At 71.3% G+C, this 25,246-nt stretch carries 26 protein-coding genes, 1 tRNA gene and 1 other RNA gene; 15 read left to right on the forward strand and 13 right to left on the reverse strand.

Annotated features, from left to right (window positions below; translation table 11 throughout):
- Positions 1 to 290: 290 nt before the first annotated feature.
- Together ABZ887_RS08790 and ffs are read right to left on the reverse strand one after the other, a co-directional pair.
- Positions 291 to 2,543: a DNA polymerase III subunit gamma and tau gene (locus ABZ887_RS08790; RefSeq protein ID WP_361284815.1), complete on the reverse strand. Its 2,253-nt coding sequence runs from the start codon at positions 2,541 to 2,543 to the stop codon at positions 291 to 293.
- 45 nt (positions 2,544 to 2,588) lie between these two features.
- Positions 2,589 to 2,687: signal recognition particle sRNA small type (gene ffs, locus ABZ887_RS08795), an RNA gene on the reverse strand.
- A gap of 72 nt (positions 2,688 to 2,759) precedes the next feature.
- Between ffs and ABZ887_RS08800 the strand changes: the two genes are divergently transcribed.
- The 4 genes from ABZ887_RS08800 to ABZ887_RS08815 all read left to right on the forward strand — a co-directional run bounded on the left by ABZ887_RS08800 (position 2,760) and on the right by ABZ887_RS08815 (position 6,303).
- Positions 2,760 to 2,844: transfer RNA gene (locus ABZ887_RS08800), tRNA-Ser, on the forward strand.
- Positions 2,845 to 3,144: 300 nt separating this feature from the next.
- A complete protein-coding gene (locus ABZ887_RS08805) occupies positions 3,145 to 5,574 on the forward strand; it encodes a helicase-associated domain-containing protein (protein WP_361284818.1) in 2,430 nt (809 codons plus the stop codon).
- Positions 5,575 to 5,668: 94 nt separating this feature from the next.
- Positions 5,669 to 5,884, forward strand: coding sequence for a type II toxin-antitoxin system VapB family antitoxin (locus ABZ887_RS08810; protein ID WP_053752751.1), 216 nt, complete (start codon positions 5,669 to 5,671; stop codon positions 5,882 to 5,884).
- Positions 5,881 to 6,303, forward strand: a complete 423-nt coding sequence (locus ABZ887_RS08815; RefSeq protein WP_053752750.1) for a PIN domain nuclease — start codon at positions 5,881 to 5,883, stop codon at positions 6,301 to 6,303. Before ABZ887_RS08810 ends, ABZ887_RS08815 begins: the two co-directional genes overlap by 4 nt.
- Before the next feature lie 247 nt (positions 6,304 to 6,550).
- On the opposite strand, the gene ABZ887_RS08820 is transcribed toward ABZ887_RS08815, so the two are convergent.
- From ABZ887_RS08820 to ABZ887_RS08830, 3 genes are all read right to left on the reverse strand, one after another.
- Positions 6,551 to 7,111 (reverse strand): hypothetical protein, encoded by a 561-nt coding sequence (locus ABZ887_RS08820; protein ID WP_361284822.1) that lies wholly within the window; start codon positions 7,109 to 7,111, stop codon positions 6,551 to 6,553.
- A 607-nt stretch (positions 7,112 to 7,718) separates the two neighbouring features.
- Positions 7,719 to 7,919 (reverse strand): hypothetical protein, encoded by a 201-nt coding sequence (locus ABZ887_RS08825; RefSeq protein WP_361284825.1) that lies wholly within the window; start codon positions 7,917 to 7,919, stop codon positions 7,719 to 7,721.
- A gap of 56 nt (positions 7,920 to 7,975) precedes the next feature.
- Positions 7,976 to 8,593, reverse strand: a complete 618-nt coding sequence (locus ABZ887_RS08830; protein ID WP_361284828.1) for a hypothetical protein — start codon at positions 8,591 to 8,593, stop codon at positions 7,976 to 7,978.
- A 234-nt stretch (positions 8,594 to 8,827) separates the two neighbouring features.
- On the opposite strand from ABZ887_RS08830, the gene ABZ887_RS08835 reads away from it, so the two are divergent.
- Complete coding sequence (locus ABZ887_RS08835; RefSeq protein WP_361284831.1) at positions 8,828 to 9,106, forward strand: CopG family transcriptional regulator; 279 nt, start codon at positions 8,828 to 8,830, stop codon at positions 9,104 to 9,106.
- The gene (locus ABZ887_RS08840) at positions 9,103 to 9,528 is read left to right on the forward strand and encodes a hypothetical protein (RefSeq protein WP_361284834.1); all 426 of its coding nucleotides are present in this window, start codon (positions 9,103 to 9,105) and stop codon (positions 9,526 to 9,528) included. The genes ABZ887_RS08835 and ABZ887_RS08840 overlap by 4 nt, the downstream gene beginning before the upstream one ends.
- Before the next feature lie 155 nt (positions 9,529 to 9,683).
- Here ABZ887_RS08840 and ABZ887_RS08845 read toward each other — a convergent pair whose 3' ends face one another.
- Complete coding sequence (locus ABZ887_RS08845; protein WP_361284837.1) at positions 9,684 to 10,016, reverse strand: hypothetical protein; 333 nt, start codon at positions 10,014 to 10,016, stop codon at positions 9,684 to 9,686.
- A 398-nt stretch (positions 10,017 to 10,414) separates the two neighbouring features.
- On the opposite strand from ABZ887_RS08845, the gene ABZ887_RS08850 reads away from it, so the two are divergent.
- On the forward strand, positions 10,415 to 11,836 hold the full coding sequence (locus tag ABZ887_RS08850; protein WP_361284840.1) for an ATP-binding protein: 1,422 nt from the start codon (positions 10,415 to 10,417) through the stop codon (positions 11,834 to 11,836).
- A gap of 114 nt (positions 11,837 to 11,950) precedes the next feature.
- Positions 11,951 to 12,460, forward strand: coding sequence for a DinB family protein (locus ABZ887_RS08855; protein WP_361284843.1), 510 nt, complete (start codon positions 11,951 to 11,953; stop codon positions 12,458 to 12,460).
- A 19-nt stretch (positions 12,461 to 12,479) separates the two neighbouring features.
- On the opposite strand, the gene ABZ887_RS08860 is transcribed toward ABZ887_RS08855, so the two are convergent.
- The 5 genes from ABZ887_RS08860 to ABZ887_RS08880 all read right to left on the reverse strand — a co-directional run bounded on the left by ABZ887_RS08860 (position 12,480) and on the right by ABZ887_RS08880 (position 18,711).
- Positions 12,480 to 14,396 (reverse strand): copper resistance protein CopC, encoded by a 1,917-nt coding sequence (locus ABZ887_RS08860; protein WP_361285759.1) that lies wholly within the window; start codon positions 14,394 to 14,396, stop codon positions 12,480 to 12,482.
- Between the two features lie 213 nt (positions 14,397 to 14,609).
- Positions 14,610 to 15,380: an SDR family oxidoreductase gene (locus tag ABZ887_RS08865; RefSeq protein ID WP_361284846.1), complete on the reverse strand. Its 771-nt coding sequence runs from the start codon at positions 15,378 to 15,380 to the stop codon at positions 14,610 to 14,612.
- Positions 15,377 to 15,850 carry a cupin domain-containing protein gene (locus ABZ887_RS08870; protein WP_361285762.1) on the reverse strand — a complete coding sequence of 158 codons (474 nt, stop codon included), beginning with the start codon at positions 15,848 to 15,850 and terminating at the stop codon, positions 15,377 to 15,379. Before ABZ887_RS08870 ends, ABZ887_RS08865 begins: the two co-directional genes overlap by 4 nt.
- Positions 15,837 to 16,463, reverse strand: a complete 627-nt coding sequence (locus tag ABZ887_RS08875; protein WP_361284849.1) for a GNAT family N-acetyltransferase — start codon at positions 16,461 to 16,463, stop codon at positions 15,837 to 15,839. Before ABZ887_RS08875 ends, ABZ887_RS08870 begins: the two co-directional genes overlap by 14 nt.
- Positions 16,456 to 18,711: a penicillin acylase family protein gene (locus ABZ887_RS08880; protein WP_361284852.1), complete on the reverse strand. Its 2,256-nt coding sequence runs from the start codon at positions 18,709 to 18,711 to the stop codon at positions 16,456 to 16,458. Before ABZ887_RS08880 ends, ABZ887_RS08875 begins: the two co-directional genes overlap by 8 nt.
- Positions 18,712 to 18,846: 135 nt before the next feature.
- Between ABZ887_RS08880 and ABZ887_RS08885 the strand changes: the two genes are divergently transcribed.
- The 4 genes from ABZ887_RS08885 (at position 18,847) to ABZ887_RS08900 (ending at position 20,893) form a co-directional block, all read left to right on the forward strand.
- Complete coding sequence (locus ABZ887_RS08885; RefSeq protein ID WP_361284855.1) at positions 18,847 to 19,458, forward strand: HhH-GPD-type base excision DNA repair protein; 612 nt, start codon at positions 18,847 to 18,849, stop codon at positions 19,456 to 19,458.
- 102 nt (positions 19,459 to 19,560) lie between these two features.
- On the forward strand, positions 19,561 to 20,211 hold the full coding sequence (locus ABZ887_RS08890; protein WP_361284858.1) for an HdeD family acid-resistance protein: 651 nt from the start codon (positions 19,561 to 19,563) through the stop codon (positions 20,209 to 20,211).
- Positions 20,212 to 20,358: 147 nt separating this feature from the next.
- Positions 20,359 to 20,706: a hypothetical protein gene (locus tag ABZ887_RS08895; protein WP_361284861.1), complete on the forward strand. Its 348-nt coding sequence runs from the start codon at positions 20,359 to 20,361 to the stop codon at positions 20,704 to 20,706.
- 58 nt (positions 20,707 to 20,764) lie between these two features.
- Positions 20,765 to 20,893, forward strand: a complete 129-nt coding sequence (locus tag ABZ887_RS08900; RefSeq protein WP_361284864.1) for a hypothetical protein — start codon at positions 20,765 to 20,767, stop codon at positions 20,891 to 20,893.
- 40 nt (positions 20,894 to 20,933) lie between these two features.
- Here the strand turns inward: ABZ887_RS08900 and ABZ887_RS08905 are convergent, their stop codons facing one another.
- The gene (locus tag ABZ887_RS08905; RefSeq protein ID WP_361284867.1) at positions 20,934 to 22,523 is read right to left on the reverse strand and encodes a helicase HerA-like domain-containing protein; all 1,590 of its coding nucleotides are present in this window, start codon (positions 22,521 to 22,523) and stop codon (positions 20,934 to 20,936) included.
- Between the two features lie 112 nt (positions 22,524 to 22,635).
- On the opposite strand from ABZ887_RS08905, the gene ABZ887_RS08910 reads away from it, so the two are divergent.
- Both ABZ887_RS08910 and ABZ887_RS08915 read left to right on the forward strand, forming a co-directional pair.
- Positions 22,636 to 22,932, forward strand: a complete 297-nt coding sequence (locus tag ABZ887_RS08910) for a type II toxin-antitoxin system VapB family antitoxin (RefSeq protein ID WP_003999914.1) — start codon at positions 22,636 to 22,638, stop codon at positions 22,930 to 22,932.
- Between the two features lie 111 nt (positions 22,933 to 23,043).
- Positions 23,044 to 23,712, forward strand: a complete 669-nt coding sequence (locus ABZ887_RS08915) for a LytR C-terminal domain-containing protein (protein WP_361284870.1) — start codon at positions 23,044 to 23,046, stop codon at positions 23,710 to 23,712.
- 312 nt (positions 23,713 to 24,024) lie between these two features.
- Here the strand turns inward: ABZ887_RS08915 and upp are convergent, their stop codons facing one another.
- Positions 24,025 to 24,660, reverse strand: a complete 636-nt coding sequence (gene upp, locus ABZ887_RS08920; RefSeq protein WP_361284873.1) for a uracil phosphoribosyltransferase — start codon at positions 24,658 to 24,660, stop codon at positions 24,025 to 24,027.
- Between the two features lie 124 nt (positions 24,661 to 24,784).
- Between upp and ABZ887_RS08925 the strand changes: the two genes are divergently transcribed.
- Positions 24,785 to 24,982 carry a hypothetical protein gene (locus ABZ887_RS08925; RefSeq protein WP_361285765.1) on the forward strand — a complete coding sequence of 66 codons (198 nt, stop codon included), beginning with the start codon at positions 24,785 to 24,787 and terminating at the stop codon, positions 24,980 to 24,982.
- Positions 24,983 to 25,246 lie beyond the last annotated feature (264 nt).

Raw genomic sequence — 25,246 nt, forward strand, 5'->3', positions numbered from 1 at the left:
CCGCCCCCAAACCCCCGCATCGGCCTGAACGGCCTCGTCCTCGAACGCCGGACGGGCTGGGGGGTGCCGCCTCACACGCCGGACGGGCTGGGGTGCCGTGGATGGGTGGGTGAGGGTGGGGAGATCCGGTGGCTGCGGGGTGGGAACCGACCCTCGCCCTCCGGTGGCGGTCAGCCCGACGAACCCAGGGGCGCGGGGAACTGCGCGACCAGCCCACGACGGTCCGCAGCCGACACGAGACCGCAACGCCCCCGGGCCGCCGACGCTCGCCTCTCAACCCACGCCATTCGTCACTCGTTCTGGAACTCCTCCACCACCGTCGCCCCCAGCTCCTTGACGATCAGTTCGTGGCCGGAGAGGGCCGACTCGTCGAGGTCGGGGTCGTCCTCCTCGGGGATGTCGTCCTCGGGGGCCACCGGTGGCGGTTCGGGGGCGGTGGGTGCGGGGCGGGCGGGGGCCGGCGCCGTCGGGGTTGGCGGCGGGCTCTGGGCCGGGGACGCCGCCGGGGCCTGCTGGGCGGGCGCGGGGCGGGCCGGGGCCGCGGGGGCGGCGCCGTAGCCGGACGCCGCGGGCGCGCCGTAGCCGCCGGGCTGGCCGCCGCCGTACCCGGCGCCGGACGGAGCCGCACCGCCGCCGCCCGTCGGGTCGACGACCGCCTCGACCCGCCACTGCACGCCGAACTGCTCGGTCAGAGCCTGTCGCAGCACGTCCTCGCTGCCGCTGCTCGCGAAGTTGTCGCGGGCGCCGGCGTTGACGAAGCCGAGCTGGAGGGTGGTGCCGTCGAAACCGGCGACCTGGGCGTTCTGGCTGAGCAGGATCCAGGTGAAGCGGCGGCGGTTCTTGACCGCCTCCAGGATGTTCGGCCAGAGCACACGGGGGTCGAGGCCACCGGCGGGAGCGGAGGCGGGGGCAGCGGCAGCGGCGGGAGCGGCAGCCGGGGTCGGGGGGGCTGCCGGGGCCGCCGCGGGCGGCGGGGTCTGCTGGGCCGCCGGAGCTCCGGCGGCCGTCGGCCAGCCGCCGGGACGGCGGGCACCACCGCCGCCGCCTGCGGGGGCGGCCGTCGGCCAGGCACCGGGCGCGGGAGCGGCCGGTGCGGCGGCAGCGGGCGGTGCGGCCGGGGAAGGGGCGGGCGCGGCGGCCGGAGTCGGAGCCGGAGGCTCTGGCGTCGGGACGGGGGCCGGCGCAGGTGCAGGCGCAGACACAGGTACAGGTGCAGGGGCCGCTCCCCCGCGTACGGCCGCCCGGGCCGCGGCCGGACCGCCGCCGCCCTGCGGGACAGGCCCCGGCCCCGGAGCCGGAGCCGGAGCCGACGCCGGGGGCTGCATGTGCGCCTCGGGCCCGGGGACGTAGCCCATGGCGGGTGCGCCGCCCCCGCCCGAGAAGTTGACGCCCCGCTCCAGCCGGTCGAGGCGGGCCATCACGGACCGCTCGTCGCCGTACGCCGCGGGCAGCAGCACGCGGGCGCAGATCAGCTCCAGCTGGAGGCGCGGGGAGGTGGCGCCGCGCATCTCGGTCAGGCCCTCGTTGACGAGGTCGGCGGCGCGGCTGAGCTCGGCGGCGCCGAAGGTACCGGCCTGGGCCTGCATGCGCTCGATGACGTCGGCGGGGGCGTCGAACAGTCCCTTTTCCGCGGCGTCCGGGACGGCGGCGAGGATCACCAGGTCGCGCAGCCGCTCCAGCAGGTCGGCGACGAAGCGGCGCGGGTCGTTACCGCCCTCGATGATGCGGTCCACGACCTCGAAGGCGGCGGCGCCGTCCCCGGTCGCGAAGGCCTCGACCACGGAGTCGAGCAGTGAGCCGTCGGTGTAGCCGAGCAGCGAGGTGGCCATGGCATACGTCACACCCTCCTCGGTGGCCCCGGCGAGCAGCTGGTCCATGACGGACATGGAGTCACGCACGGACCCGGCACCGGCGCGCACGACGAGCGGCAGCACCCCGTCCTCGACAGGGATTTTCTCCTTCCCGCACACCTCACCGAGGTAGTCCCGCAGAGTCCCCGGCGGCACCAGCCGGAACGGATAGTGATGGGTCCGCGACCGGATGGTCCCGATGACCTTCTCGGGCTCGGTCGTGGCGAAGATGAACTTGAGATGCTCCGGCGGCTCCTCGACGACCTTGAGCAGCGCGTTGAAGCCGGCCGACGTGACCATGTGGGCCTCGTCGATGATGTAGATCTTGTAGCGGCTGGAGGCGGGCCCGAAGAAGGCCTTCTCACGCAGCTCACGGGCGTCGTCCACACCACCGTGAGAGGCCGCGTCGATCTCGATGACGTCGATGGATCCCGGGCCGTTGCGGGCGAGGTCCTGGCAGGACTGGCACTCCCCGCAGGGGGTCGGCGTCGGCCCCTGCTCGCAGTTCAGGCACCGGGCGAGGATCCGGGCGCTGGTCGTCTTTCCGCACCCACGCGGCCCGCTGAACAGGTACGCGTGATTGACCCGGTTGTTCCGCAGCGCCTGCTGCAGCGGGTCGGTGACATGCTCCTGCCCGATGACCTCGGCGAACGACTCCGGGCGATAGCGGCGGTACAGCGCGAGAGACGACACGCATACGAGGTTATAGGCGCCCACTGACAACCAGCCCCGCCCGCAAACGCAAGCGCCCCCCACGCACCCGCCAGAGCCAACCTACCCTTGCTGCCTTCCGGCCCTGGGGGAGTTCAGTCAGATAGCGCCGCGTGAGGGGCTCCGCACAGAGTACCCGACGTCAGCAGGTGGGAACGAGTTCGCGAGCACTCCTCTCGGTCATGTAGTGTTCCGAGCGGAGGATTCGCCTAGAGGCCTAGGGCGCACGCTTGGAAAGCGTGTTGGGGGCAACCCCTCACGAGTTCGAATCTCGTATCCTCCGCAGCCGCCTGAACAGGCGAAACGAGGAGCCGAGCCGCAATCGCGGCTCGGCTTTTCGTCGTGCACTGGTTGCATTTTTGGTTGCATTTACATCAGCCCATTAAGGATATTTCGCGCGAGCGGGCGGCCGGATCTTCTCCTGCCGTCGGCTCGTCTCGTCGGGCTGGGCCCGGCGGGGAGGCGCTGCGGGCTCTGTCTTCGTACGACATCTGCGGATCATGGAACTGCGCCATCCTTGGCGTTGGCGCCGAAGCGGCTTCGGCCCGCCTGTGACGTTTCCTGTCTGTCGAGGTGCACCCTCATGAAGTCCCGATCGACGCTTGCGACCTGGCTGAGCGAACTCGACCGTTCCCGCCTGGCACGCGTACTCGCCATGCGGAAGGACGCGGCCTCCTCTCCGGAACCACGCTCGGTGGGGGAACTGGCGGACCGTCTCCAGCGTCCGGGGTCCGTGGCACTCGTCCTGCCGCGGCTCACGCTGCCGTGCTTGCAGGTCGCCGAGGCGCTGGCCGCCCTGGGAGCACGAGCGACCCGGGAGAGCCTCGCGGAGTTGCTCGGCTCGACATCCCCGGCGGCGGTGCACGCACTGGACGCGACCCTGGAGGCGCTGTCGGATCGGGCGCTCGTGTGGCACGACGGTAACGAGGCACTCCGCATGTCTACGCCCTTGCGGCAGGCGTGGAGCACGCCCCTGGGACTTGACGCCATGCTGGAGGAGCTGCTGACCGGCACCACCTCGGAGGAACTGCGCGGCATGCTGGCGGTCCTGGGTATCAAGCCACCCGGCACCAAGCAGCAGCGACTCGCGGCTCTGGTGGAGCACCACAGTGACGCGGAGCGGGTCGCCGCGCTGGTGGCGGGGGCACCAGCGGCCACACGGAAGTTGCTTGAGCAGAACGCCAGGTCCACGCCGCGTCAGTCGCTGTTCGTCGCGTTCGGGGCTCCTGACCCCGATCTCCAACCAGGCGCTCGGTGGGCACTCGACCGTGGGCTTCTGCTCCAGGACCGTCACCGGTACGGGCCCGTCCGGATGCCGGTCGAGGTGGCTTTGGCCGTGCGGGGCGCCGATTGGCACGCTCCGTTCGATCCTCTGCCGCCCGTCACACAGTTGGTGCCCGTCACCTCTTCGGAGGTGGATCGGGAGGCCGCGGTGGCCGCCACCGCGTTCGCGGCCCATGCCGCCTCCGTCCTTTCGGTGTGCGCGACTGCTCCACCGACCCGGCTCAAGTCGGGCGGGATCGGCGCGCGTGAACTGGCCCGGCTCGGCAAGGCCGCCCAAGCGGACGACGCCGTCGTACGCATCGCCCTGGAGACCGCCTACGCCGCCGGACTGCTGGCTCGCGACGGCGATCGCGTACCTCCCACCGAGGCATACGACGCCTGGGCCGAGCAGGAGCCCGCGGAACAACTCGCCGTACTGCTCCGGGCATGGCGGGACCTGCCGCTCACCCCCACCCGGGCGCGCGACGAAGACGACAAGGCGCTACCCGCGCTCGCCGGCGCGCCTGACTGCGGCGGCTGTCTGCAGGCCCGACACGGGCTGCTCACCGCGGCAGCGGGGCTCCCGGCGGGACAGGGTGTCAAGGTCGCTTCGGAGCTGGGGCCGCTCGTGGCCTGGCACCGTCCGCTCGCCGACGACGCCTCGCCCCAGGACGCGGCACCGTTCAGCACCGTGATCCGCGAAGCCGAACTGCTGGGCGTGCTGGCACGGGGTGCGCTGTCCCCGCTCGGCGCCCACCTGGCGGCCCACGCCGACGAAGAGCTCGACATCACGGTGCGGCGGCTGCTGCCCCCCGCGACCACGACGGCCCGGATCGGCGCCGACCTCACCGCCGTCGTCACCGGCACCCCGTCCGCGCGACTCGCAGAACTGCTGGATGCGACGGCCGACCGGGAGACCAGTGGCACGGCGTCGGTATGGCGCTTCAGTGCCGGCAGCATCCGCCGTGCCCTGGACGCCGGCCGCACCCCGGACGACATCACAGCCGACCTGGCAGCCGGCTCCGCCACAGCCCTGCCACAGCCGCTGACCTATCTCATCGCCGACACCGCACGAGGTCACGGCCGGGTACGCATCGCCCCCGCAGTCTGTGTCATCCACGGCGACGAACCCGCACTCCTGGCCGAACTCGCCGCCCACCGCGCACTGGCCAAGCTCGCCCTGCGGCAGCTCGCCCCGACGGTCCTGGTCAGCGGCAGCCCACCCGCGACGGCTCTCGCCGCGCTCCGCGCTGCGGGCTACGCCCCGGTCGCCGAGACCGCCGGGGGAACGGTACGCATCGAAAAGCGCCCGCCGCAGAGGGCCGCCGCTGCCGTCCCGCCCCCGCGAAGGAACGTCGGGCGGCACGGCCCCCGGACCACCGCGACCCGCGCCTCGGACATGCCCGCCGACACCGGGACGGACGCCTTGGCCGACCGGCTGCTCAAGGCCCCGCCGGTCTCACCTGAACCCGACCCGTTCGGCAGCGGGGTGCCTTTCGCGACGGACACCGAGGAGATCGTCGCCGGATACGCGAAGCACCTGTCGTACAGCGACGTCCGCCAGATCGCCCATGCCATCGACACCGGTGCGGCCATCACGATCGAGTACATCGCCACCTCGGGCAGCCGGACCGTACGCACCCTGAGCGACCTGGAACTCGACCCGCCCTACCTCGACGCCTGGTGCCACCTGCGCGAATCGGAACGCGTCTTCACTCTCTCCCGCATCCATGGCGTGATGCCCGCGTAGGACTCGGCGGCCAAGGCCGGGTACCCAGGCGTGCCACCCCGCGGGCACCTCGCGAGATATACTTGACCCCATATTTGATATCAGGGAGGCACTCGTGAGTCGGACGGTTATCGACCTTGACGACGACCTGGTCGCGGACGTGGCCAAAGCCCTCGGGACGAGCACCAAGAAGGAGACCGTCAACACGGCTCTTCGCGAGGTGCTGGAGAGCCGGCGTCGCGCCCTGGCGCTCGCCCGACTGCGGGCCGCGGCCGGGGACGGCGCATTCGATCTGGAGCTGTTCGAGAACAAGGGGAACTACCGCCGGTGAACGCGGCCCAGTTCCTGATCGACACCAGCGCGCTCGCTCGGTTCATGCGCGAGGACGCGGAGCAGTACGGCTGGGACCAGGCGGCAGCCGCCGGGCTCATCGCCACCTGCCCGATCACCGAGCTTGAGTTCTTCTACAGCGCCCGGTCGGCCGCCGACAGGGCGCGCGGCATCGAGGACATGCGACTGATCTTCGGTTGGGTTCCCGTCGACGACCGCGCCTACGACCGCGCCTGGCAGGTCCAGGAAGCTCTCACCAAACAGGGAAAGCACCGCAGTGCGGGTGCGGTGGATCTCGTCGTCGCCGCGACGGCCGAGTTGCAAGGGCTCACCCTCCTGCACCGCGACCATGACTTCGCCTGCATCGCGGCAGTGACCGGCCAGGCTCTTCAGTGGTACGGCCCGGAGAGCGGAAAATAGCCGGGCGGTGGTTGCAGTTCTGGTTGCATTCACCTCCGTACAGCACCGTTCAGAAGCCCCACCACCACAGCTGCACCGCAGGTCAGAACGCTCCCGCACACCCCTGTACCCCCAGACGAACATTTGGAAAGCGTGTTGGGGGCAACCCCTCACGAGTTCGAATCTCGTATCCTCCGCCAGTGCCTCACCGGGCACGATTTCGAAGGTCCCCACCGCGAGCCGTGAGGTGAAATCCTTCGATGCGCGGTTAACGGGGCGGCCGAACAGCCACGGAACGGTTGCCGTCATTCCAGATGTAGACACTGCTGGTACCTGCGCCGTACCAACTCTCCGGCCCGACCTCGGCCGTGAGAGACGGGTACTCGCTGATGGAATCCCAAACCTCGGCCGGGTCCACCTGTCTGTACGGCTGGTTGAAAACCAGAGCGGGCCTGCCGGTGGTCCGCGAAAGCCACGTGGTCGTGTGGTCGTAGAACCCTGGCCGGCCTTGGCATTCCCTCTTGACACAACGGCCCCTGTCGAGCCAGTGCAGCCCGGACGAACACCCCGTGTTGCCGCTCTTGAGGTGGTGCCGGTCCGCCCAGTCCAACAGGTCCGCGCGCATCTGGACATAGATGTTCGGGCCGTACGGCCAGTGCACGCCGTCGGCGTCACGGTTGAGCACGCCCCGAGCGTGGTCATCCAGAGTACTGACCAGTTCCTTCTGATCGGTGCTCTGGCAGCGCCAGCACCACCACTTCGCTTCTCCGATCCCGGAACCGAAGAACAACCCCTGCCGGGACCGTCCGCATCCCTCGCAGTTGTACATGGTCTTGCTCCTTCGCTTCTCGTCAGACCCGGTTCGATGCAGTGGGGAAGGGAGCAGGCGGTTCCCCACCGCAGAGGAGAGAGAACCGCAGACCATCCGGCTCCCGGCGATTCGGAGCCACCCGGTATCACCAGGTATGACCTGGGCTTTTGCCTGAACTACCCCCAGTTGTGCGCTCATCAGCGCGCGGGGCGCGCCTCAGCGGGCCGCGAACCACAGAGCTGACCAAACTGGCTCTCTTCGTGCTGCTCGTGGCCCTGGCCTTTGTCCGGTGCACCGCCAGCCGCCACCGTTCACCGCCGTTACGCGCAACCCGTCTGGCCTGTCCCCTGAACCCGCGAACGCCCCCGGGCGGCCGCGCGGTGTCGGCATGACGGTCACCGGACTCTGTGGCCCCAGCACGATGTTCCTGTTGGCCGTCACCTCCGCGCTATCGGGGATTTTCGGCGACCGAAGCCGTCGACGCGGAGCCGCTCGATGGATCAGCAGTGCACCAACCATCCACGTGCGCCCTACCAACCCGTTCCATGCCGCGCGTCAACCCGGAGGGGGGACGTTCGCGAGCCCACCCCTCCGATGTCACACTCGGCCCACCGGCGGCCGGCCCTCAGTCCCGTCGCCTCGCGAACTCGGCTCCGGCCAGCAGGTCGACGATCCGCACGATCGGATCATCGAGCCCCATGGCGACCAACACATCGTCGGGAAGGACTACATACCTTCCCTTCTCCTTCGTGACACGGCAGGGGAAGCGGCCCGCCCTCACCAGTCCGCCCGCCTTCGCTGCGTCGACTCCGAGGAGTTCTGCCACCTTGCGGAGGGGCATTGGCTCACCCAGCCACTGCGAAAGTCGCCTTGCGCTCGGGTTCACTCGGCTTCCTTCCGCAGTCCGTCGAGTTCGTCGGACTCGCCCTCGGGCATCTGCCCCGGACCCGAGGCGAGGAACGCACCCAAGAGCCCGAGGCGGTGCAAGGTAGCGCCCATGCGTTCGCCGCTGATGCGCTCCCCCAGCAAAGAGTCCACCTCACCGACCACCTGGATGTCCGAATCGTTACGGATGGGCGAGTAGTCGTCGCCAAGGAGACTCGCACGGTCGACAAGACTGCGCGGATCCGTCGTGCGTTCGGCCGGATCAGCCCGCTCAACCGCCCAGCCAGCGGCATTGGCAGCCCGGAGAACCTGATCACGGACATCGTCGGCTTCAGCGGCCAGTGCCAGCCCGTACAACGCGAGCAACTGGCCGCGCTGAGCCAAGTTCGGCACGTCGCTTCGGGCATCGCACCCCACACACCGCCACAGCGCATCCCGCACAGCAGCATCAGCGGCATCTCGTGCCGCCGCTTCCTCAGCCTCCGAGAGCGTGAGGTGCTCGCCGACCGAACACCTCTCCCCGGGTACATGCGGACAGACCAACTGTCTGCCGAGCAACTGCGGAACCTTTAGCTCGATCGATCTGAAGACGTCTGCCGAAGGCAGCAGGGACATGGACTCTCCTCCCGTCGTTACATCAACGGCAGGAGACTCACCGCCGCGAAGGAGAACCATCCTCATCCGACGCAGCATGCGCTGATGAGAGTGAAGGGCACACGGTGGCCGAGTGAAGCGGTACGAGTCGGCGATCACGCGTGGGCAGGGCTCACGGATTGGCCATTGGTCTCCTTGCCCTACGGGTCACGGCAACCTGGTAAGGGCATTCACACCAAGAGTATGGTGACTTGTATGGCAACCAAGAAAGTAACGGTGACGATCCCCGAAGATCTCCTGGACGAGATCCGCGCCGACGCGGCTGAGCGAGGACTTTCGGCGTACGTCGCCGAAGCACTGCGATTCAAGCGCGATCGGGACCGGCTGGTGGAGTTGGTCGACTGGTTGCAGGAGGAACACGGCGCGGTCACCGAGGACGAGCGTGCGGCAGCGCTCTCGGAACTGGACGATCTCGACGCCGAGCACGAGCGCCGCCGCGCGGCCGGAGGACACGACGCCGGAGAGGCCGCGTGACCAAGCGAGCCGGTGAGCACAGGCAGCGGCCACTGCGTGCTTTCGTACTCGACTGCGAAGCCCTGTCCCTCGCTGTGCGGGGCGATCGGAAGATGATCGCCTGGCTCGATCTCGCAGCACGAGGCGAAGCCGAAGTGGTCACGTCGCCCATGACGCTGGTGGAGGCGTACGACGGCAGAACCACCGAGCAGCGCTGGGACTGGGTGCTCTCCCGGCTTAAAGTCGCCGACATCGGGAAGGACGAGGCCCGCCAGGCCCGCCGGCTCCTGTCCGACGCCGAGCTTCACGGGCACAACTGCGCGATCGACGCGGTGCTCGCCGTCATCGCCCGACGGCAGAAAGGGCAGGTCACCGTCTTCACATCGGACGTGGACGACCTGGAGAAGCTGGTTCCGGAATCGATCGTCGTCAAGCGAGTATGACCGGCGCCCTGGTTCGGCTTCTCCGGCACTCTCTTCCGTATCACCGAGCAGCGCCAGGCCGCCTCAGATGACCTCGCCGAGGCCCTCCGTGCCCGCCGACCCTGTCGACGGGCACCCGGCGTTCGGTAGTTGGAGGTGAAACTCCCGGGGCAGCCTCAGTCGCCGCAGTACCGGTTGAAGGCCGAGTTGTAGCCCGAGTTGTAGCCGTCGACGTAGCCACGTGCCCACGAGGAGTCGTGGCCTCTTCCGTAGCCGGATCCGTAGCCGCTGCGGTCGCAGTCGGATCGCGCGTCGGAGAAGCCGTCGCGGAAACCCTGCCGGAAGCCCTGGCGGTAGTGGTCCTGCTCCGGGAGAACCGTCGCGGAACTCACGTGCGTTGCGGGAGAAGACGCGAACGCCGGCTGACTGCTCAGCGGCATGAGGGCGACACCCGTCGCCACCAGAGCGGAGCTGAGGGCAGCGGCCCTCTTGATAGTCCTTCGTTGCATGAGCTCTCCCCAGATACGCCCACATGGAATATATCCACACTAATAGACCAAAAGCGTGATGCAACTCGCGGGTGTACTCCGATCCGCCACCGCCGCCCGCCGCCGCCCTGGGGTGGGCGCGCCTTCCATCCGGCAGGGTCCGAGGTGGGGAACTCCCAGACAACGAGCCGAGATTCGTGCTGCTCGCATGCCGGGGCCGACAGGAACTCACAATTAACAGAAGGGACTTGGACGATCGCACGGCTCGGTCTCGCACACCGTCGTCGTCAAGAAGGTCCGACCCGGCGCCCTGGTCCCGTCTCAGTTCTCGTCGTGAGCGTGAGCGTCACACTGAGGGGGGAGATAGTAGCGATATAGATAGTATCGCCATCGATACTATTCTCTGCGGGAGGCTTGCCGTGCGTCGATTCATCGGGCGGGATCGTGAGCTGGGCGTGCTGGGCAACGCCTTGCAGGCTGTCCACGATGGCGTCGGGTCGGCGCAGCCGGGGCGGTGCATCCTCATGCGGGGCAGGAGGCGTGTCGGCAAGTCCAGCCTCGTCGAGGAGTTCCTCCGGCGTACCGAGACACCGAACCTCTTCTTCACGGCGGCCGGCGGCACGGCGGAGGACGAGCTGACGGAGCTGCTCGACGCCGTCGCCAGATCCACTCTGCCGGAGCGGGAGGTGTTCTCGGAGGAGACTCCGGAGCAGTGGAACGCCGCATTCAGGCTCCTTGCCGAGATCCTGCCCGACGACAGGCCGAGCGTGGTCGTCATCGACGAGGTCCCGTACCTCATGGACCGCATCGACGCGTTCGAGGGCATGCTCCAGCGGGCGTGGGACCGGCTGCTCTGCCGTAAACCCGTACTGCTCCTCCTGGTCGGATCCGACCTGTCGATGATGGAGGCGCTGAACGGCTACGACCGCCCCTTCCATCAGCGCGGCCGGGAAATGGTCGTGGGGCCGCTGAACCCTGCCGACCTCAGCGAGATGCTCGGGCTTGAGCCGGCAGCCGCCTTCGACGCCGCCCTGGTCACGGGTGGTCTGCCGCTCATCTGTGCGGAGTGGCGGCCCGGAGCGGCTGTCTGGGAGTTCCTCCGCGACTCGTTGGACAACCCGATCTCCGCACTGCTGGTCTCGGCAGAACGCTCGCTGGCCGCCGAGTTTCCCCCGCAGGCGATGAGCAGGGAGGTCCTGAGCGCCATCGGGAGCGGGGAGCGGACCTTCACCAACATCGCGCGCGCGGCCGGCGGCATCGCCCACACCACTCTCACCAGAGCCACCGAGGTTCTCACCGAGAAGCGAGTCGTGGCGGCAGAACTGCCGCTCTCGCTGCGCCCCTCGAAGGAACGCCGCTACCGGGTGGCCGACCCCTACCTGCGGTTCTGGCTCGCGTTTCTGGACCCGCACATGGCGGAGATCGAGCGGATGCGCGGGGATCTCACTCTGAGCCGGATCAAGGAGCGGTGGACGAGTTGGCGGGGCCGCGCCGTCGAGCCCCTGGTACGGGAATCCCTCGCCCGGCTGCTCCCGGACGGGCTCCTGCCCGCCAGCCCGGCGATCGGCGGGTACTGGACCCGCAGCAACGACGTCGAAATCGACCTGGTTGGCGCCGACCGTCAGCCGGTGGCCAGGCAGTTGCTCTTCCTCGGTTCCGTCAAGTGGCTGGAGAATTCCGCGTTCGACAGCCACGACCTCGCCTCGCTCCAGAAGCATCGGGCGGCGGTCACCGACGAACCGGTGCCGCTCGTAGCGGTCTCACGCAATGGGACCAGCTGTCCCGGGCTCGACGCGGCGTACGGACCCGAGGAACTGCTCGGCGCCTGGCGAAGGGCGTGAGCGACGGCCGAGAGCGGGGCGGGCCGTACTCGGCCGTTGGATACTGCCGTTGCGCCCCGGTGCCGGGGTCGATGAACCCGATGAATGCCATGAGTGTGATGAGGAGTACCGCCGGTGAGCAGCGACGAACGTGTGGGGCCGCCCAGTTTCGGCAGTGAACGGGACATGCTGCGGGCGTTTCTCGACTACCACCGGGCGACCCTCGCCATGAAGTGCGAAGGGCTCACCGACGAGGAGCTGCGGCGGCAGTCCATGCCGCCGTCCACGTTGTCGCTGCTCGGCCTGGTGCGGCACATGGCGGAGGTGGAGCGGGCCTGGTTCCGCCGGGTCTTCGAGGACAAGGACGCGCCCATGGTGTGGTCCGACGAGATCGACTTCCAGGCCGCGTACGACGCGAGCGAGTCGACCAGGGCGGAGGCGTTCGCCGCCTGGGAGGCCGAGGTGGCGGCCTCGCGCCGGATCGAGCGCGCGGCCGGCTCCCTGGACCAGGCCGGATACCAGCCGAGGTGGGAGGAGGAGGTGTCGCTGCGGATGGTGATGCTGCACGTGCTCCTGGAGTACGGCCGTCACAACGGGCACGCCGACTTCCTGCGCGAGGGCGTCGACGGGACCGTGGGCGCCTGAGCGGCCGGGGCGGGGCCGGCTACGCGTTGATCCGTATCTTCTTCGCCACCGTCACCTGGTCCAGGTCGGACACCCGTACGGTCACCGCCATCGTCCACTCGCCCGCGATGGGGATGTTGACGGAGTCGGCGGCCCAGTAGCCCCCGCGGTCGGTCACGTTGGCGGGGAGGGGGCCGATCTTCTGGGCGGCGAGGGTGAAGGAGAGCCGGAGTTCGGGGACGGTGGAGATGCCGTCGTCGGGGCCGAAGACGACCGCCTGCACGGAGTTCTTGCCGACCCGGCCCGGGTCCAGGGTGATCTGTACCTTGCCGTAGCCGTTCGGCGTGCCGACGTCGAAGGGGACGGTGGCGACGGCGGCGGCCGGGATGCCGGCCGCGTCCGACGTCGTTCCCGACGCGGCCGCCTCGGCCGCGGCCCGGCCGGGCAGGGTGCCGCCGAGGATCGTGGTGATGCCCAGGACGGCGACACCGATGGCCACTTCGGCGAGGACCGAGCGGCGCAGGGCGGCCTGGTGGCGGCCGGCGGAGGTGGCGGGGGCCGCTTCCTCCGAAGTCGACGGTTCCTCCGGGGACGGTGCCTCCCCCGGCCCCGGGGTCGTCGAATCCTCCGCGGTGGCCGGATCCTCCGCGCTCGGGCGGTCCGCCAGGGCCGACGGGTCCGCCGGGGCCGGGGCGCCGACCGGCACCGGAACGCGGTCACGGGCGGTCGCGGGCGTGGCTGTGGCTGTGGCCGGGACCGTGGCCGGGACCGTCGCCAGCTTCGCCGTCCAGCGCCGGGACTGCGAGGCCGCCGCCAGCAGCAGGGTCACCGCGGCGAGTTTGACCAGGAGGAGCCTGCCGTACGACGTGTCCGAGAGGGCCTGCCAGGAGCCGAGGCCGCGCCAGGACTGGTAGACGCCGGTGACGACGAGGACCGTCACCGAGGCGAAGGCCACGCGGGAGAAGCGGGTGACGACCGCGGCGGGGAGGGGCGTGGTGGTGCGGTGGAGGGTGCGGAGGAGGGCCGTGAGGCCGCCCAGCCAGAGCGCCATCGACAACAGGTGCAGGACCGACGACGTCATCGCCAGCGGGACCTGGATGCCGGCCGAGGCGTGTTCCGCCGCCGCCCAGGTCAGGGCCAGGGCCACGGAGACGGCGGCGGCCGCGGCGAGCAGCGGGCGGGACGGCCGGGTCAGGAGACTCGGGCTCACGCGCTTGCGGAGGACGAGATACAGGGCCGCCGTGAGCGCCAGCAGGGCTGCCCTGGCCAGCAGGGCCAGGCCCGGGCGGCCGGTCGCCGACCTGCCGAGGGCGGAGAGGTCGAAGGCCGTCGCCGGGGACGTGCCCTCCTCGTACGGCGCACGGAGAACGAAGAGGAAGAGGGTCGAGGCGAGGAGGACCCACCACGCGGTGCGGACCGGGGTGCGCAGGGGGGCGGGGTCCGGCGGGCGGCAGACGGCCAGGAAGGCGGCGGTGCCTATGAGCAGCGCCACCGCGATGTACGCGAGGTAGCGGCCGATGTTGTAGAGACTGCCGGTGAGCGGGTTCTCGACGGGGCCGGTGGAGACGGCCGCCGTGGTCGCCGACGGCTTGCCCACGGAGAAGGTGAGGGCGCCGGAGACGGGGTGGCTGTCCGCCGAGACGATCCGCCACGCCACGGTGTACGTGCCGGTGCCCAGCTTCTTCGGGAAGGTGATCCGGGCGGTGTCCGAGCCGGCCGGGCCGTGGTCGGGCTCGCCGGTGTCCACCCGGTGGTTGGTGGGGTCGTACACCCGGAACGAGTCGTCGAGCAGGCCGACGGACTCGGTGAAGGTGAGGGTGACGGAACCGGGCGACGACTTGAGCACGGCGCCGTCGGCGGGGTCGCTGCCGCGCAGGGCCGCGTGCGCGGAGGCGGGGCCGGCGGAGGCCAGGAGGAGGGCGGCGATGAGGGTGCCGAGAAGTGCGAGGGCGCGCAGCGGCCGGGCCCTGTGCCGGTGGTCGCCGGTCGGCGTTCGCCGCTGATCGTGTCCTTCGCTCACGTCACCCGCTCCGAGTTCGGCAACACATGTTCCTGAGTCATACGGCTGAGAAGGCTGTGGTGCTCATATTGTCCGCGGGCGCGTCGTGGCTGGTCGCGCCCGCGCGGCGGAGCCGCACATCGGTACGGCCCCGCGCCCCTGCAGGGCGCGTCACCACGTCGGGCGTGCCGACACCCCGCCGTCGACGACCAGGTCGTGGCCGCTGATCCAGGACGCGAGCGGCGACGCGAGGAAGACGACGGCGTTCGCCACGTCGTCCGCGCTGCCCAGCCGGCCCGTGGGCACCGCCTCCTGCCATCTCCGCACCCCCTCCGGCCAGTCCGCGGCCAGCCCCTCCCGGTCGATCAGGCCCGGGGAGACGGTGTTGACGCGGATGCCGGAGCGACCGTACTCCAGGGCCGCCGCCCTCGCGTGCATGACCACGGCCGCCTTCGCCGTGCAGTAGTGGGCGTGGCCGGGGGCCGGGTGGGTCGCCTCGATGGAGGCGATGTGGGTGACCGTGCCGCCGCCAGACTGGGCGCGCATGATCTCGGCGGCGGCCTGAGTGCAGGCGAAGACGCTGGTGAGGTCGGTGTCGACGACCGCGCGCCAGTCGGCCGCGGTCATGCCGGGCAGGGGCTGTACGGGTTGTACGGCCGCGTTGTTGACCAGCGCCGTCAGCCGTCCGCCGCCCCACTCCGCGGCCTCGCGGACGACGCGGTGGCAGGTCTCCTCGTCGCTCAGGTCGCCCTGTACGACCGTCGCCCGGCCGCCGCCGGCCGTGATGCCCGAAGCCGCGTCGTGTGCCGCCCGGACGGCCGTCAGGCAGTGCAGGGCCACCGCCGCACCCTCTTCCGCCAGGCGCCGGGCGATGGCCCGGCCGATACCGCCGCTCGCGCCCGTGACCAGGGCGATCTGTCCGTCCAGCAGGTGGGTCGTCATGGACGGCAGAGTTCCGTGATGCGGGCGGCTTCGGACGGGTAACGCGCCGTGAGGTGGGCCGCGTTCCCGTGTTCGTACCCCTCGAAGGTGAATCCGGGGGCCAGGGTGCAGCCGAAGAGGGTCCAGGCGCCCGGCGGCACCACGCGGGCGCCCATCCAGGTGCCGGCCGGGACGGTCAGCTGGATGTGCTGGCCGCCCGGGAGGTCGGGGCCGAGGACGGGCGTGCGGGTGGTGCCGTCGGGGGCGAGGAGCAGGAACTCCAGGGGGTCGCCCAGGTAGAAGTGCCAGATCTCGTCGGTGGGCAGGCGGTGCAGGGCCGAGTAGTCGTCGGCGGTGAGGAGGCCGACGATCGCGGTGCCCTCGGGGCGGCCGTCGGCGCGTGCGGGACCGGCCCAGGTCTCGCGGAACAGGCCGCCCTCGCGGGGGATCGGCTGCAGGCCGTAGTGGGCGATCAGGTCATCGGGAGTCAGCATCCGGGACATCCGGGAAGGCTACCGGCCGGGTGAGAAAAGCCAGTTGCGCATGCTTTTCGGGCAGGTGGACGTCGGGGAGGTCGATCTCGGGGAGTACGACGGCCGGGCCGAGCTCGAAGCCCTGGCGCCGGAAGCGGGCGACCGCCTTCTCGTTGCGGACGTCCGGGTCCACGACGATGCGGTGGCGGTCGAGGCCGCGCAGGGCGTACGCCGTGAAGGCGGTCAGGAGGGCCTCCGTCCAGCCGGGGCGGGGACCTTCGGGTCCGGGCGGGGCGAGCAGGACGTGGACGCCGATGTCGCCGGGGCGGACGTCGTAGCACTCGCTCACCCGGTCGGCCTCCGGCTCGTACGTCTGGAGGAGCGCGACCGGGGTGCCGTCCTTCTCCGCGAGGTACGCGTGGTGGGTGTCGAGGGTGGCCATGTGGGCGTAGATCTCGGCGACCTGGGGGCGGGTGAGGCCGGTCATGCCCCAGAAGGCGGCGCGTTCCCCGCCGACCCAGGTGTGGACGACGTCCGCGTCACGCTCGGGGTCGAGCGGGCGGAGACGGACGGTACCGAAGCCGGCAACGGCGTGTTCGAAGACGGGGAGGTGTGCGGGGTGCTCAGACATCGTTCTCTTCCGTGAGTTCTGTGGGGCTTGCGGGGCCCGTGCCGCCTGTGGGGTCCACGCGTTCCAGTCGGTCCCAGTCCGTGACGACCGGCGCCAGGTCTCCCTTGAGCCACAAGGGGAGTTGGTCGGTGTGGTGCGGTGCGCCGGGGACGCCGTCCGCGCCGAACGGCACCACCCAGCGGCTGTCGTCGCGGCGGGCCAGGTCCCAGACGTACCGGGCGGCCGGGCCGCGCGCGGAGCGGTCGGTGAGGCCGGGGACGGCGGAGGTGCACAGCACGCAGTCGTGGTCGCCGGACAGCGCCGGTCCGTCGTCGTACGACGGCTCGGGCAGCGCCTGCCAGGGGGCGAGGCGGTGGGTGTCGCCCCAGGTGCCGGTGGGCAGGCCGGCCGCGACCTCTTCCACGGCCGCGCGTACGGCGGCGGGGCGGTCGACGCCGTACAACTTCTCCGCCCTCAGGAGGTGTTCGAGGGCGAAGGCGATACGGGGGGTGAGTGCCAGCCAGGGGAGGAGGACCTCGGGGTGGGCCGGGGGCTCGGTGAGGGCGGCGAAGGCGGGGTGGGCGGCGAGGTGCCGTACGACGGCGGAGCGTACGGCCGCGTAGGCGGCGGCGTCGGTGCTGCCGACGTCCATCCGGCGGTCCCAGGCGAGGAGGCGGTCGCGGAGTCCGGCGGCCGGCGGGGTGAGGTCGTCCAGGGCGGCCAGGCGGTCGAGGAGAGGGGCGGCCGAGGCGAGGTGGGTGTCGGTGTGGATCGCGGCCATGTCGGCGGCGGACCAGGTGCGGCGCTCACCGAGGAGGGCGCGGATGCGGTCGGCGCGGTGGGGTGAGGCGAACTCGACGCCGAGGGGCGTGGCCGGGCCGCGCTGGTTCGCCATCACGGCCACGCCGTCGGTGAGGTCGCCGTACGGCATCTCGTGCCAGCCCTGCCAGTCGTGGCCGGGGAGCCAGGCGGGGGCGAGCCGGGTGCGGTTGGTGCGGGAGCGGACGGGGACGCGGCCGGCGACGCGGTGCAGGACGCCTCCGGCGGTGTCGGCGGCGTGCACGACGTTGACGGGCTCGGCCCAGGCGTCGAAGGCGCGGTCGACGTCGGTGACGTGGCGGGCGCGGAGGAGGGGGAGGAGGGCGCTGAAGCCCAGGTCGTGGGTGACGCGGGGTGGGTAGCGGAGCGCCAGCGCCTCGGCTTCGCCGTCGGCGTGTGCGGGTGGCCCCTGCGGGGGTTGCCCGCCGTCGGCGGCTGCCGGTGCGGGGACGACAGCGAGGTGTTCGGCGTGCGGAGCGCGCGGCGTGCGACCGCCGTCGGCGGCTGACGGTGGGCTCGTCTGCGGATGCTCCGGCCACCCGGCGATCACCGGGCCCCGGGGTGTTTCCAGGACCTCGATCTGTACCGAAGGGCTGTCGGAGATCTCGATCGTCTCCGTGTGGTGGGCGGCCGGGGTCCAGGTGCCGTCCGGGGCGAGGGCCTCCACGCCGGTCTCCGCGCGCCGCAGGCGCTCCCGGTAGAGGTCCTGGTAGTCGGCCATCGCGTTGGTGATGGACCAGGCGACCGTGCCCGTGTGGGCGAAGTGGGCGATGCCGGGGACGCCCGGGACCGCCAGGCCGACGACGTCGAACTCCGGGCAGGCGAGGCGGATCTGCTGGTAGACGCCGGGCGCCTCGATGAAGCGGTGGGGGTCGCCGGCGAGCAGGGCGTGGCCGGTGGCGGTGCGGGAGCCCGCGAGGAGCCAGCCGTTGCTGCCGGCGGTGGTGGGGCCGTCCGTGGCGAAGAGCGGGACCGCCTCCTCGCCCAGGTGCCGTATCGCCTCCTCGCGCCACAGCTTGGCCGGGAAGCCGGCGAACAGGATGTGGGTGGCCAGCCAGACGCCCAGGGGGTGCCACGGCTCCCAGGTGCCCGGGGCCAGGCCGGTGCGGGTGAACTCGGGCGTGCGGGCGGCGCCGGCCGGCAGTCCCTCGTTGACGCCGGCCACGTACGCCCGTACCCACTGAGCCGTCTCCGGGTCCCGTCTCTCCAGCGCCTCGAAGCAACGTCTCGCCGTGTCCGCCAGGCGGGCCCGGCGGGCGAAGACGTCCCAGGCGACGGCCGGGGCACCGAGGAACGACGCCGACGTGCCCTGCGCACGGTGCCGTTCCACCTCCAGCTGCCAGGCCCGGTCATCGGCCGTCACCCGGCCTTGCGCGCGGGCGAGTTCGCGGGCGTCGGCCGCTCGCAGATGGGGGATGCCCCAGGCGTCGCGGTACGTCTCGATGGTCACCCAGTGACCCCCTTGTCTGAGGTTAGCCTTACCTAAGCCGAATCGCGGAGGAATCGTACGTGAGGGGTGTGGGAGCCGAGGAGGCCGGGCTGTCGCGGGCGCGCGAGGCCGGTCCGGGCGCGGGATCATCGGGCCATGGACGCCAACACCAACGCCCCCGCCCTGCACCTCGCCCAGGACCCCGAGGCCGACGAACTCCTCAGCCGCAGCAGGCTCGCCGCGCTCACCGGGATGCTGCTCGACCAGCAGGTGCCGATGGAGTGGGCGTTCAAGGGGCCGGCGACCATCGCGCAGCGCATGGGCACGGACGACCTGGACGCGCACGAGATCGCCGCCCAGGACCCGGAGGCCTTCGCCGCGCTGCTCTCCGAGAAGCCGGCCGTGCACCGGTACCCCGGTTCCATGGCCAAGCGCGTTCAACAGCTGTGCCAGTACCTCGTCGAGCACTACGACGGTGACGCCGAGGGCATCTGGCGTGACGTCGACAGCGGGGCGGAGCTGCTCCGGCGGCTCCAGGAACTGCCCGGGTTCGGGAAGCAGAAGGCCCAGATCTTCCTGGCGCTGCTGGGGAAGCAGCTGGGGGTGACGCCGAAGGGATGGCGGGAGGCGGCGGGGGCGTACGGGGAGGCGGCGGCGTTCCGGTCGGTGGCCGACATCACCGGGCCCGAGTCGCTGGCGAAGGTGCGGGCCCACAAGCAGGAGATGAAGGCGGCGGCGAAGGCCGCGAAGGCGGCGGGTGGGAGGTAGGGGCCCCGAGCCCCCGTGTCTCCCGAGCCGCCGGACCCGAGGGCTCACCCGTCCGGTCCCGCCCTGCTGGCAGGGCCGCCCCCGTCGGTCTCAGCTGGAACCATGACCGAGCCCCCCAGCACGGGCCCCGCCGACGACGACCGGAAGGCGCATGCCACCGGCACCGCTCGGCACGAGCCCGAACCACCCTTCGAGGGACCGCTGCACGCCCTCTCCCAGGCCGCCTGGCAGACCGTCCTGCTCACCGGGATCGCCTCCCTGATCCTCGGCATCCTGATCCTCGTCTGGCCCGGTGCCTCGCTGCTCGCCGCCGGTGTGCTCTTCGGCATCTACCTGCTGATCAGCGGCGTCTTCCAGCTGGTGGCGGCGTTCGGCACGCACAAGGCGACCTCGCTGCGCGTGCTGGCCTTCATCAGCGGCGCCCTGTCGATCCTGCTGGGCCTGTTCTGCTTCCGGGGCCCCCTGGAGTCGATCCTGCTGCTCGCCCTGTGGATCGGGATCGGCTGGCTGATCCGCGGGATCACCCAGACCCTCGCCGCCGTGCACGACCACGGAATGCCCGCCCGCGGCTGGATGATCTTCCTCGGGATCGTCACGTTCATCGCCGGCATCGTGCTGATCGTCTCGCCGTTCAGGTCGGTCGCGGTGCTCACCCTGGTCGCCGGCATCTGGCTGATCGTCGTCGGCATCGTCGAGATCGTCACGGCGTTCGGCATCCGGGGCCGCGCCAAGCAGATCCCGCAGGCCCTGTGAACGGCGGGCCCGGGGGCACAGCATGCGCGGGCGCTGCGGGCACCGGCCCGTCGGCTTCGTCAACTTCGCGCCCCGCCAGTACGCCGAGCGAGCGGATCTCGCACTCCGCGCGATGAACACCGCCCACCACACGGGGAGATGACCGCCATGAGCAGCGGTCACCCGACCAAACGTCGCCCGCGGCCGGGCCCCGCCCGGCCGCGGGCGCTCGTGCTGCTGCTCGCCCTGCTGCTGGCCGGCGTCCCGACGGCGGCGGAGGCGCTCTCGGCGGCCGCCCCGGCCGTCTCGGCGGAGACCGTCGAGCACGACGTCCTCCACACCCCGCTGCGGCCACCCGCCCGTGCCGTCCACCGCGCCGACGTACCCCAGCGCCCCGCGCCGCTCCCCGACGCGGCACCGCCCGCCGGCCCGGCGGACCACCACCCCTGCCGCCCGACGGCACCGCGTCCGCCGTACGCCACACCCCTCCTGCGCACCGTGGTCCTGCGCTGCTGACCGACCGGCCTGTCCCGCATTCCCCCAGGTCAGTCAGTTCTACGCAAGGAACACAGCCATGTCCTCAGACCCGTACGCGGTCCTGCGCGCCCTGCTGCGCGCGGAAGCCGTCCGCAGCACCCCGAAGCCGGCGACGAAGACGGCGGAGCCGTCGACGCCGCGACCGCAGGAGCAGAAACGCGGTTGATCCCGCGGAGGTGAGCCGGGCGCCCGTGCGGGCGCCCGGCTCACCTGCGTCTGCGGGCCGTACCGAACAGCGACCGGGTGATCTCACGGCCGAGTTGCGTTCCCACCGACCGGGCGAGGGACTTGAACATCCCGCTGCCGACCACCTGTTCGACCAGCGACGGTTCCTCCCTCGGGGCCTTCGGAGCCCTCGCAGCCTTCGGGGTCGTCGGCTCGGCCGGCGTCCGCTGCAGCTTCTCGTACGCCGACTCCCGGTCCACAGCCTGTGCATAACGCGCGTGCAGCGCGGATCCGCGCACCGCCGCGTCCAGTTCCGCCGTGTCCATGGGCCCCATCAGGGACTCGGGGGCCCGCAGCCGGGTCGCGGCGACCGGCGTCGGGGCGCCCTTCTCGCTGAGCACGGTGACCACGGCCTCGCCGGTGCCGAGCCCGGTGAGCAGCTCCTCCAGGTCGTACGACGACTTCGGGAAGGTCTGCACGGTCGCCCGCAGCGCCTTCTGGTCCTCCGGGGTGAAGGCCCTGAGCGCGTGCTGGACGCGGTTGCCGAGCTGGCCGAGGACGTCGGACGGTACGTCCTTCGGGGTCTGCGTCACGAAGAAGACGCCGACCCCTTTCGAGCGAATGAGGCGCACGGTCTGCGTGATCGAGTCCAGGAACGCCTTCGAGGCGTCGTCGAACAGCAGGTGCGCCTCGTCGAAGAAGAAGACCAGCCTGGGCCGGTCGGCGTCGCCGATCTCGGGGAGGTCGTGGAAGAGGTCGGCGAGCAGCCACATCAGGAAGGTGGAGAAGAGCAGGGGGCGGTCCTGGACGGCGGGGAGTTCGAGGACCGAGACGACGCCCCGGCCGTCCGGTGCCGTACGCAGCAGGTCGGCCGTGTCGAACTCCGGCTCGCCGAAGAAGTCCGCCATGCCCTGGGCCTCGAAGGCGGTGAGCGAGCGCAGGATCACCCCGGCGGTGGCCGTCGACAGTCCTCCGATGTCCTTCAGCTCCGGCCTGCCCTCGTCGGAGGTGAGGAAGGCGACCACGGCCCTGAGGTCCTTGAGGTCGATCAGCTCCAGGCCCTTGGTGTCGGCGTAGTGGAAGATCAGGCCGAGGGACTGTTCCTGGGTCTGGTTGAGCTGGAGCACCTTCGACAGCAGCACCGGTCCGAAGCTGGTGATCGTCGCCCGCACGGGGATGCCGTGGCCGAGGCCGCCGAGCGCGAGGAACTCGGCCGGGTAGCCGGTCGGCGTCCACTCCTGCCCCACCTCGCCGGCCCGGCCCCGGACCCTGTCGTCCGGCTGCCCGGGGCGGGCGATGCCGGACAGGTCGCCCTTGACGTCCGCCAGGAACACCGGGACGCCCTGTGCCGAGAGCTGCTCGGCGATCAGCTGGAGCGTCTTGGTCTTGCCGGTGCCGGTGGCGCCGGCGACCAGGCCGTGCCGGTTGAGCATGGGGAGGGGGATCCGGACCGGGGCGTCGGGACGGCACCGCCCGTCCCGGAGCAGGGCACCGAGCTCCAGCGCCTGACCGGCGAAGGCGTACCCGGCGGCGATCTCGGCGACCACGGGGTCGGCTGTGTCCGCGGCCGTGGCAGGGGCCGTGGCCGGAGTCGCGGCGTCGACTTCGTCGGCCTCACCGGCACTCATCATCGGACCACCCGTTCCCTTTTAGCCCATTTGATGACCCTTACGGAGTCTTTTCCAGCGTCGCACTCGGTCGCCATGGCTGCGCCCGGAACGTCTGGACCGGTAGGCTTTCCGTGTGATCTTCAAGCGCATCGGAAACGGCCGGCCGTACCCCGACCACGGCCGGGAGAGCACCCGGCAGTGGGCGGACGTCGCACCGCGCCCGGTGCGCCTCGATCAGCTCGTGACGACCAAGGGGCAGCTCGACCTGGAGACCCTCCTCGCCGAGGACTCGACGTTCTACGGCGACCTCTTCGCGCACGTCGTGAAGTGGCAGGGCGACCTGTACCTGGAGGACGGGCTGCACCGCGCGGTCCGTGCCGCCCTCCAGCAGCGCCAGGTGCTGCACGCGCGCGTGCTCGAACTCGACTGACACCCGTCAGCCATCCGGCATTTGCCGCCGGTTGGCCCTTTCGGGTTGGACCGGGCGCCGTCGGATGATCATCTATTAGTCAACGCTCCCGTGGCGCACTACGCTGCGCTCATGAGCATGCTGACTCCCCCCGGCATGGGCGGCCAGTACCGGATCACAGGGGACAAATACCCTCGCATGCGCCCGCGCCGGCGGCGTGCCCGGCTCGTCCTCTCCATGGTCGCCTCCGTGACCGCGCTCGGCCTGGTCGGCTGGGGCACCCTGCAGCTCATCGACGTCTTCACGGGCGGCGGCGGGACCGCGTCCGCGGCCGGCTCGGCGGGCGACTGCGTCAAGCAGGCCGCCGCCAGCGCGAGTCCCGCGGCCGGTGCGTCGGCCGGCAAGCCGGCGGTGACGCTGCCGAAGCCGGCCCAGATCACGGTGAACGTCTACAACGCCACGACCCGCACGGGCCTGGCCAAGGAAACCGCGGACGAACTGAAGAAGCGCGGCTTCAGGATCGGCGACATCGGCAACGCGCCGGCGAAGTTCGACCAGAAGGTCAAGGGCACGGCGATACTGCTCGGCCCGGCCTCGGCCCTGAAGACCTCGCTCCCGGTCCTGGCCACCCAGGTGACAGCCGCCGACCAGCGCACGGAGGCGGGCCGCAAGGGCACCGCCGTGGACCTGATCATCGGCAACGCCTTCAAGACCCTGACCCCCCAGGCAACGGCCGCCAAGGCGATCACGGCCCTGTCCAACCCCACACCGACGGCATCGACTTCAAAAAAGACCTGCTGACCAGCGCCCCATCAGGGGCGCGGCCCACCAGCGCCCCGTCAGGGGCGCGGGGAACTGCGCGACAAGCCACGACGCACCCGTCGGCCGCCGACGCACCTGCACCCCTACGGCGCCCGGGCGAACGCCCCGCCGGGCACCGCGAGGCACCGCCGGACCCCGCCGTCCCGGCTGATCGCCGTCGCGGCGGTCAAAGAGGCGAGGCTCGGCAGACGCCCTGAAGGGGCGCGGGGAACTGCGCGACAAGCCACGACGCACCCGTCGGCCGCCGACGCACCTGCACCCCTACGGCGCCGAAGCGAACGGCTCGGCCCGCTACTCGGCCGCCCCGTACAGCCGGTCCCCCGCGTCCCCCAGCCCCGGCACGATGTACCCGTGCTCGTTGAGGCGCTCGTCCACCGCCGCCGTCACGACCGTGACCGGCGTCCCCGCCAGCTCCCGCTCCATGAGCTCGACGCCCTCGGGCGCGGCCAGCAGCACGACCGCCGTCACGTCGTCCGCGCCCCGCTTGATGAGCTCACGGATCGCCGCGACCAGCGTGCCGCCCGTGGCCAGCATCGGGTCCAGGACGTACACCTGGCGCCCGGAGAGGTCCTCCGGCATCCGCGACGCGTACGTGGACGCCTGGAGCGTCTCCTCGTTGCGGATCATGCCCAGGAAGCCCACCTCGGCGGTCGGCAGCAGCCGGACCATGCCGTCCAGCATGCCGAGCCCGGCCCGCAGGATCGGCACCACCAGCGGGCGCGGCCGGGCGAGCTTGACGCCGGTCGTGGCGGCCACCGGGGTCTGGATGTCGACGGCCTCGGTCCGCACGTCCCGCGTCGCCTCGTAGGCGAGCAGGGTGACCAGTTCGTCGGCGAGCCGCCGGAACGTCGCGGAGTCGGTGCGCTGGTCGCGCAGCGTGGTGAGCTTGTGGGCGACCAGAGGGTGGTCGACGACGTGGAGACGCATGTCCACAACAGTAACCGCGCCCCCGCCCACCTCGCGCAGGCCCGCGCAGGCGGACGCCGGCATCAAACCCCCCATCCGGGGGAAAGTGGAGGTGTCGGACGGGGGTGATGCGACCGTGCCCGAGCTGTCTGAGGGGCCCGAGCGGCCCGACCGTGCGTACGGCGCGCCCGAGGGCGAGACGGAGGCCGAGCGGCGGCGCCGCCGGGCCCGGTTCCTGCGCGAGCTCGCCGAGGCGCGGGCGCTGCGCGACCGGGTCCAGCCCCGCCGCGCCAAGGCGGCCCGGCTGCGACACGCGCTGCGCATGCGGACGTTCCACTGGTAGGAATCGGCAGGAGTCCCCTGGACCCGGTAAGAGCCCACAAGACTCGGCAAGAGTCGTAAAGCCGATCCTTCGGCAAAGATCCACTGGTTGTGCCGCGTTGCGGTCCGTCATGGAGAAGGCAGTGCGTGGGCGGCGGGAAAACCCGCGTACGATCCGCAGGTGGCGGCAACGAGTGCGCTGGTGACTGCGTTGACGGACGCATGGATGCCTCTTTGCACACGTGCGATCAAAACTGCCAGACACAGGGAGCCGAAGACGTCCCCT

The sequence above is a fragment of the Streptomyces sp. NPDC047061 genome (genome assembly GCF_040643955.1).
In the GTDB taxonomy this organism is placed as follows: domain Bacteria; phylum Actinomycetota; class Actinomycetes; order Streptomycetales; family Streptomycetaceae; genus Streptomyces.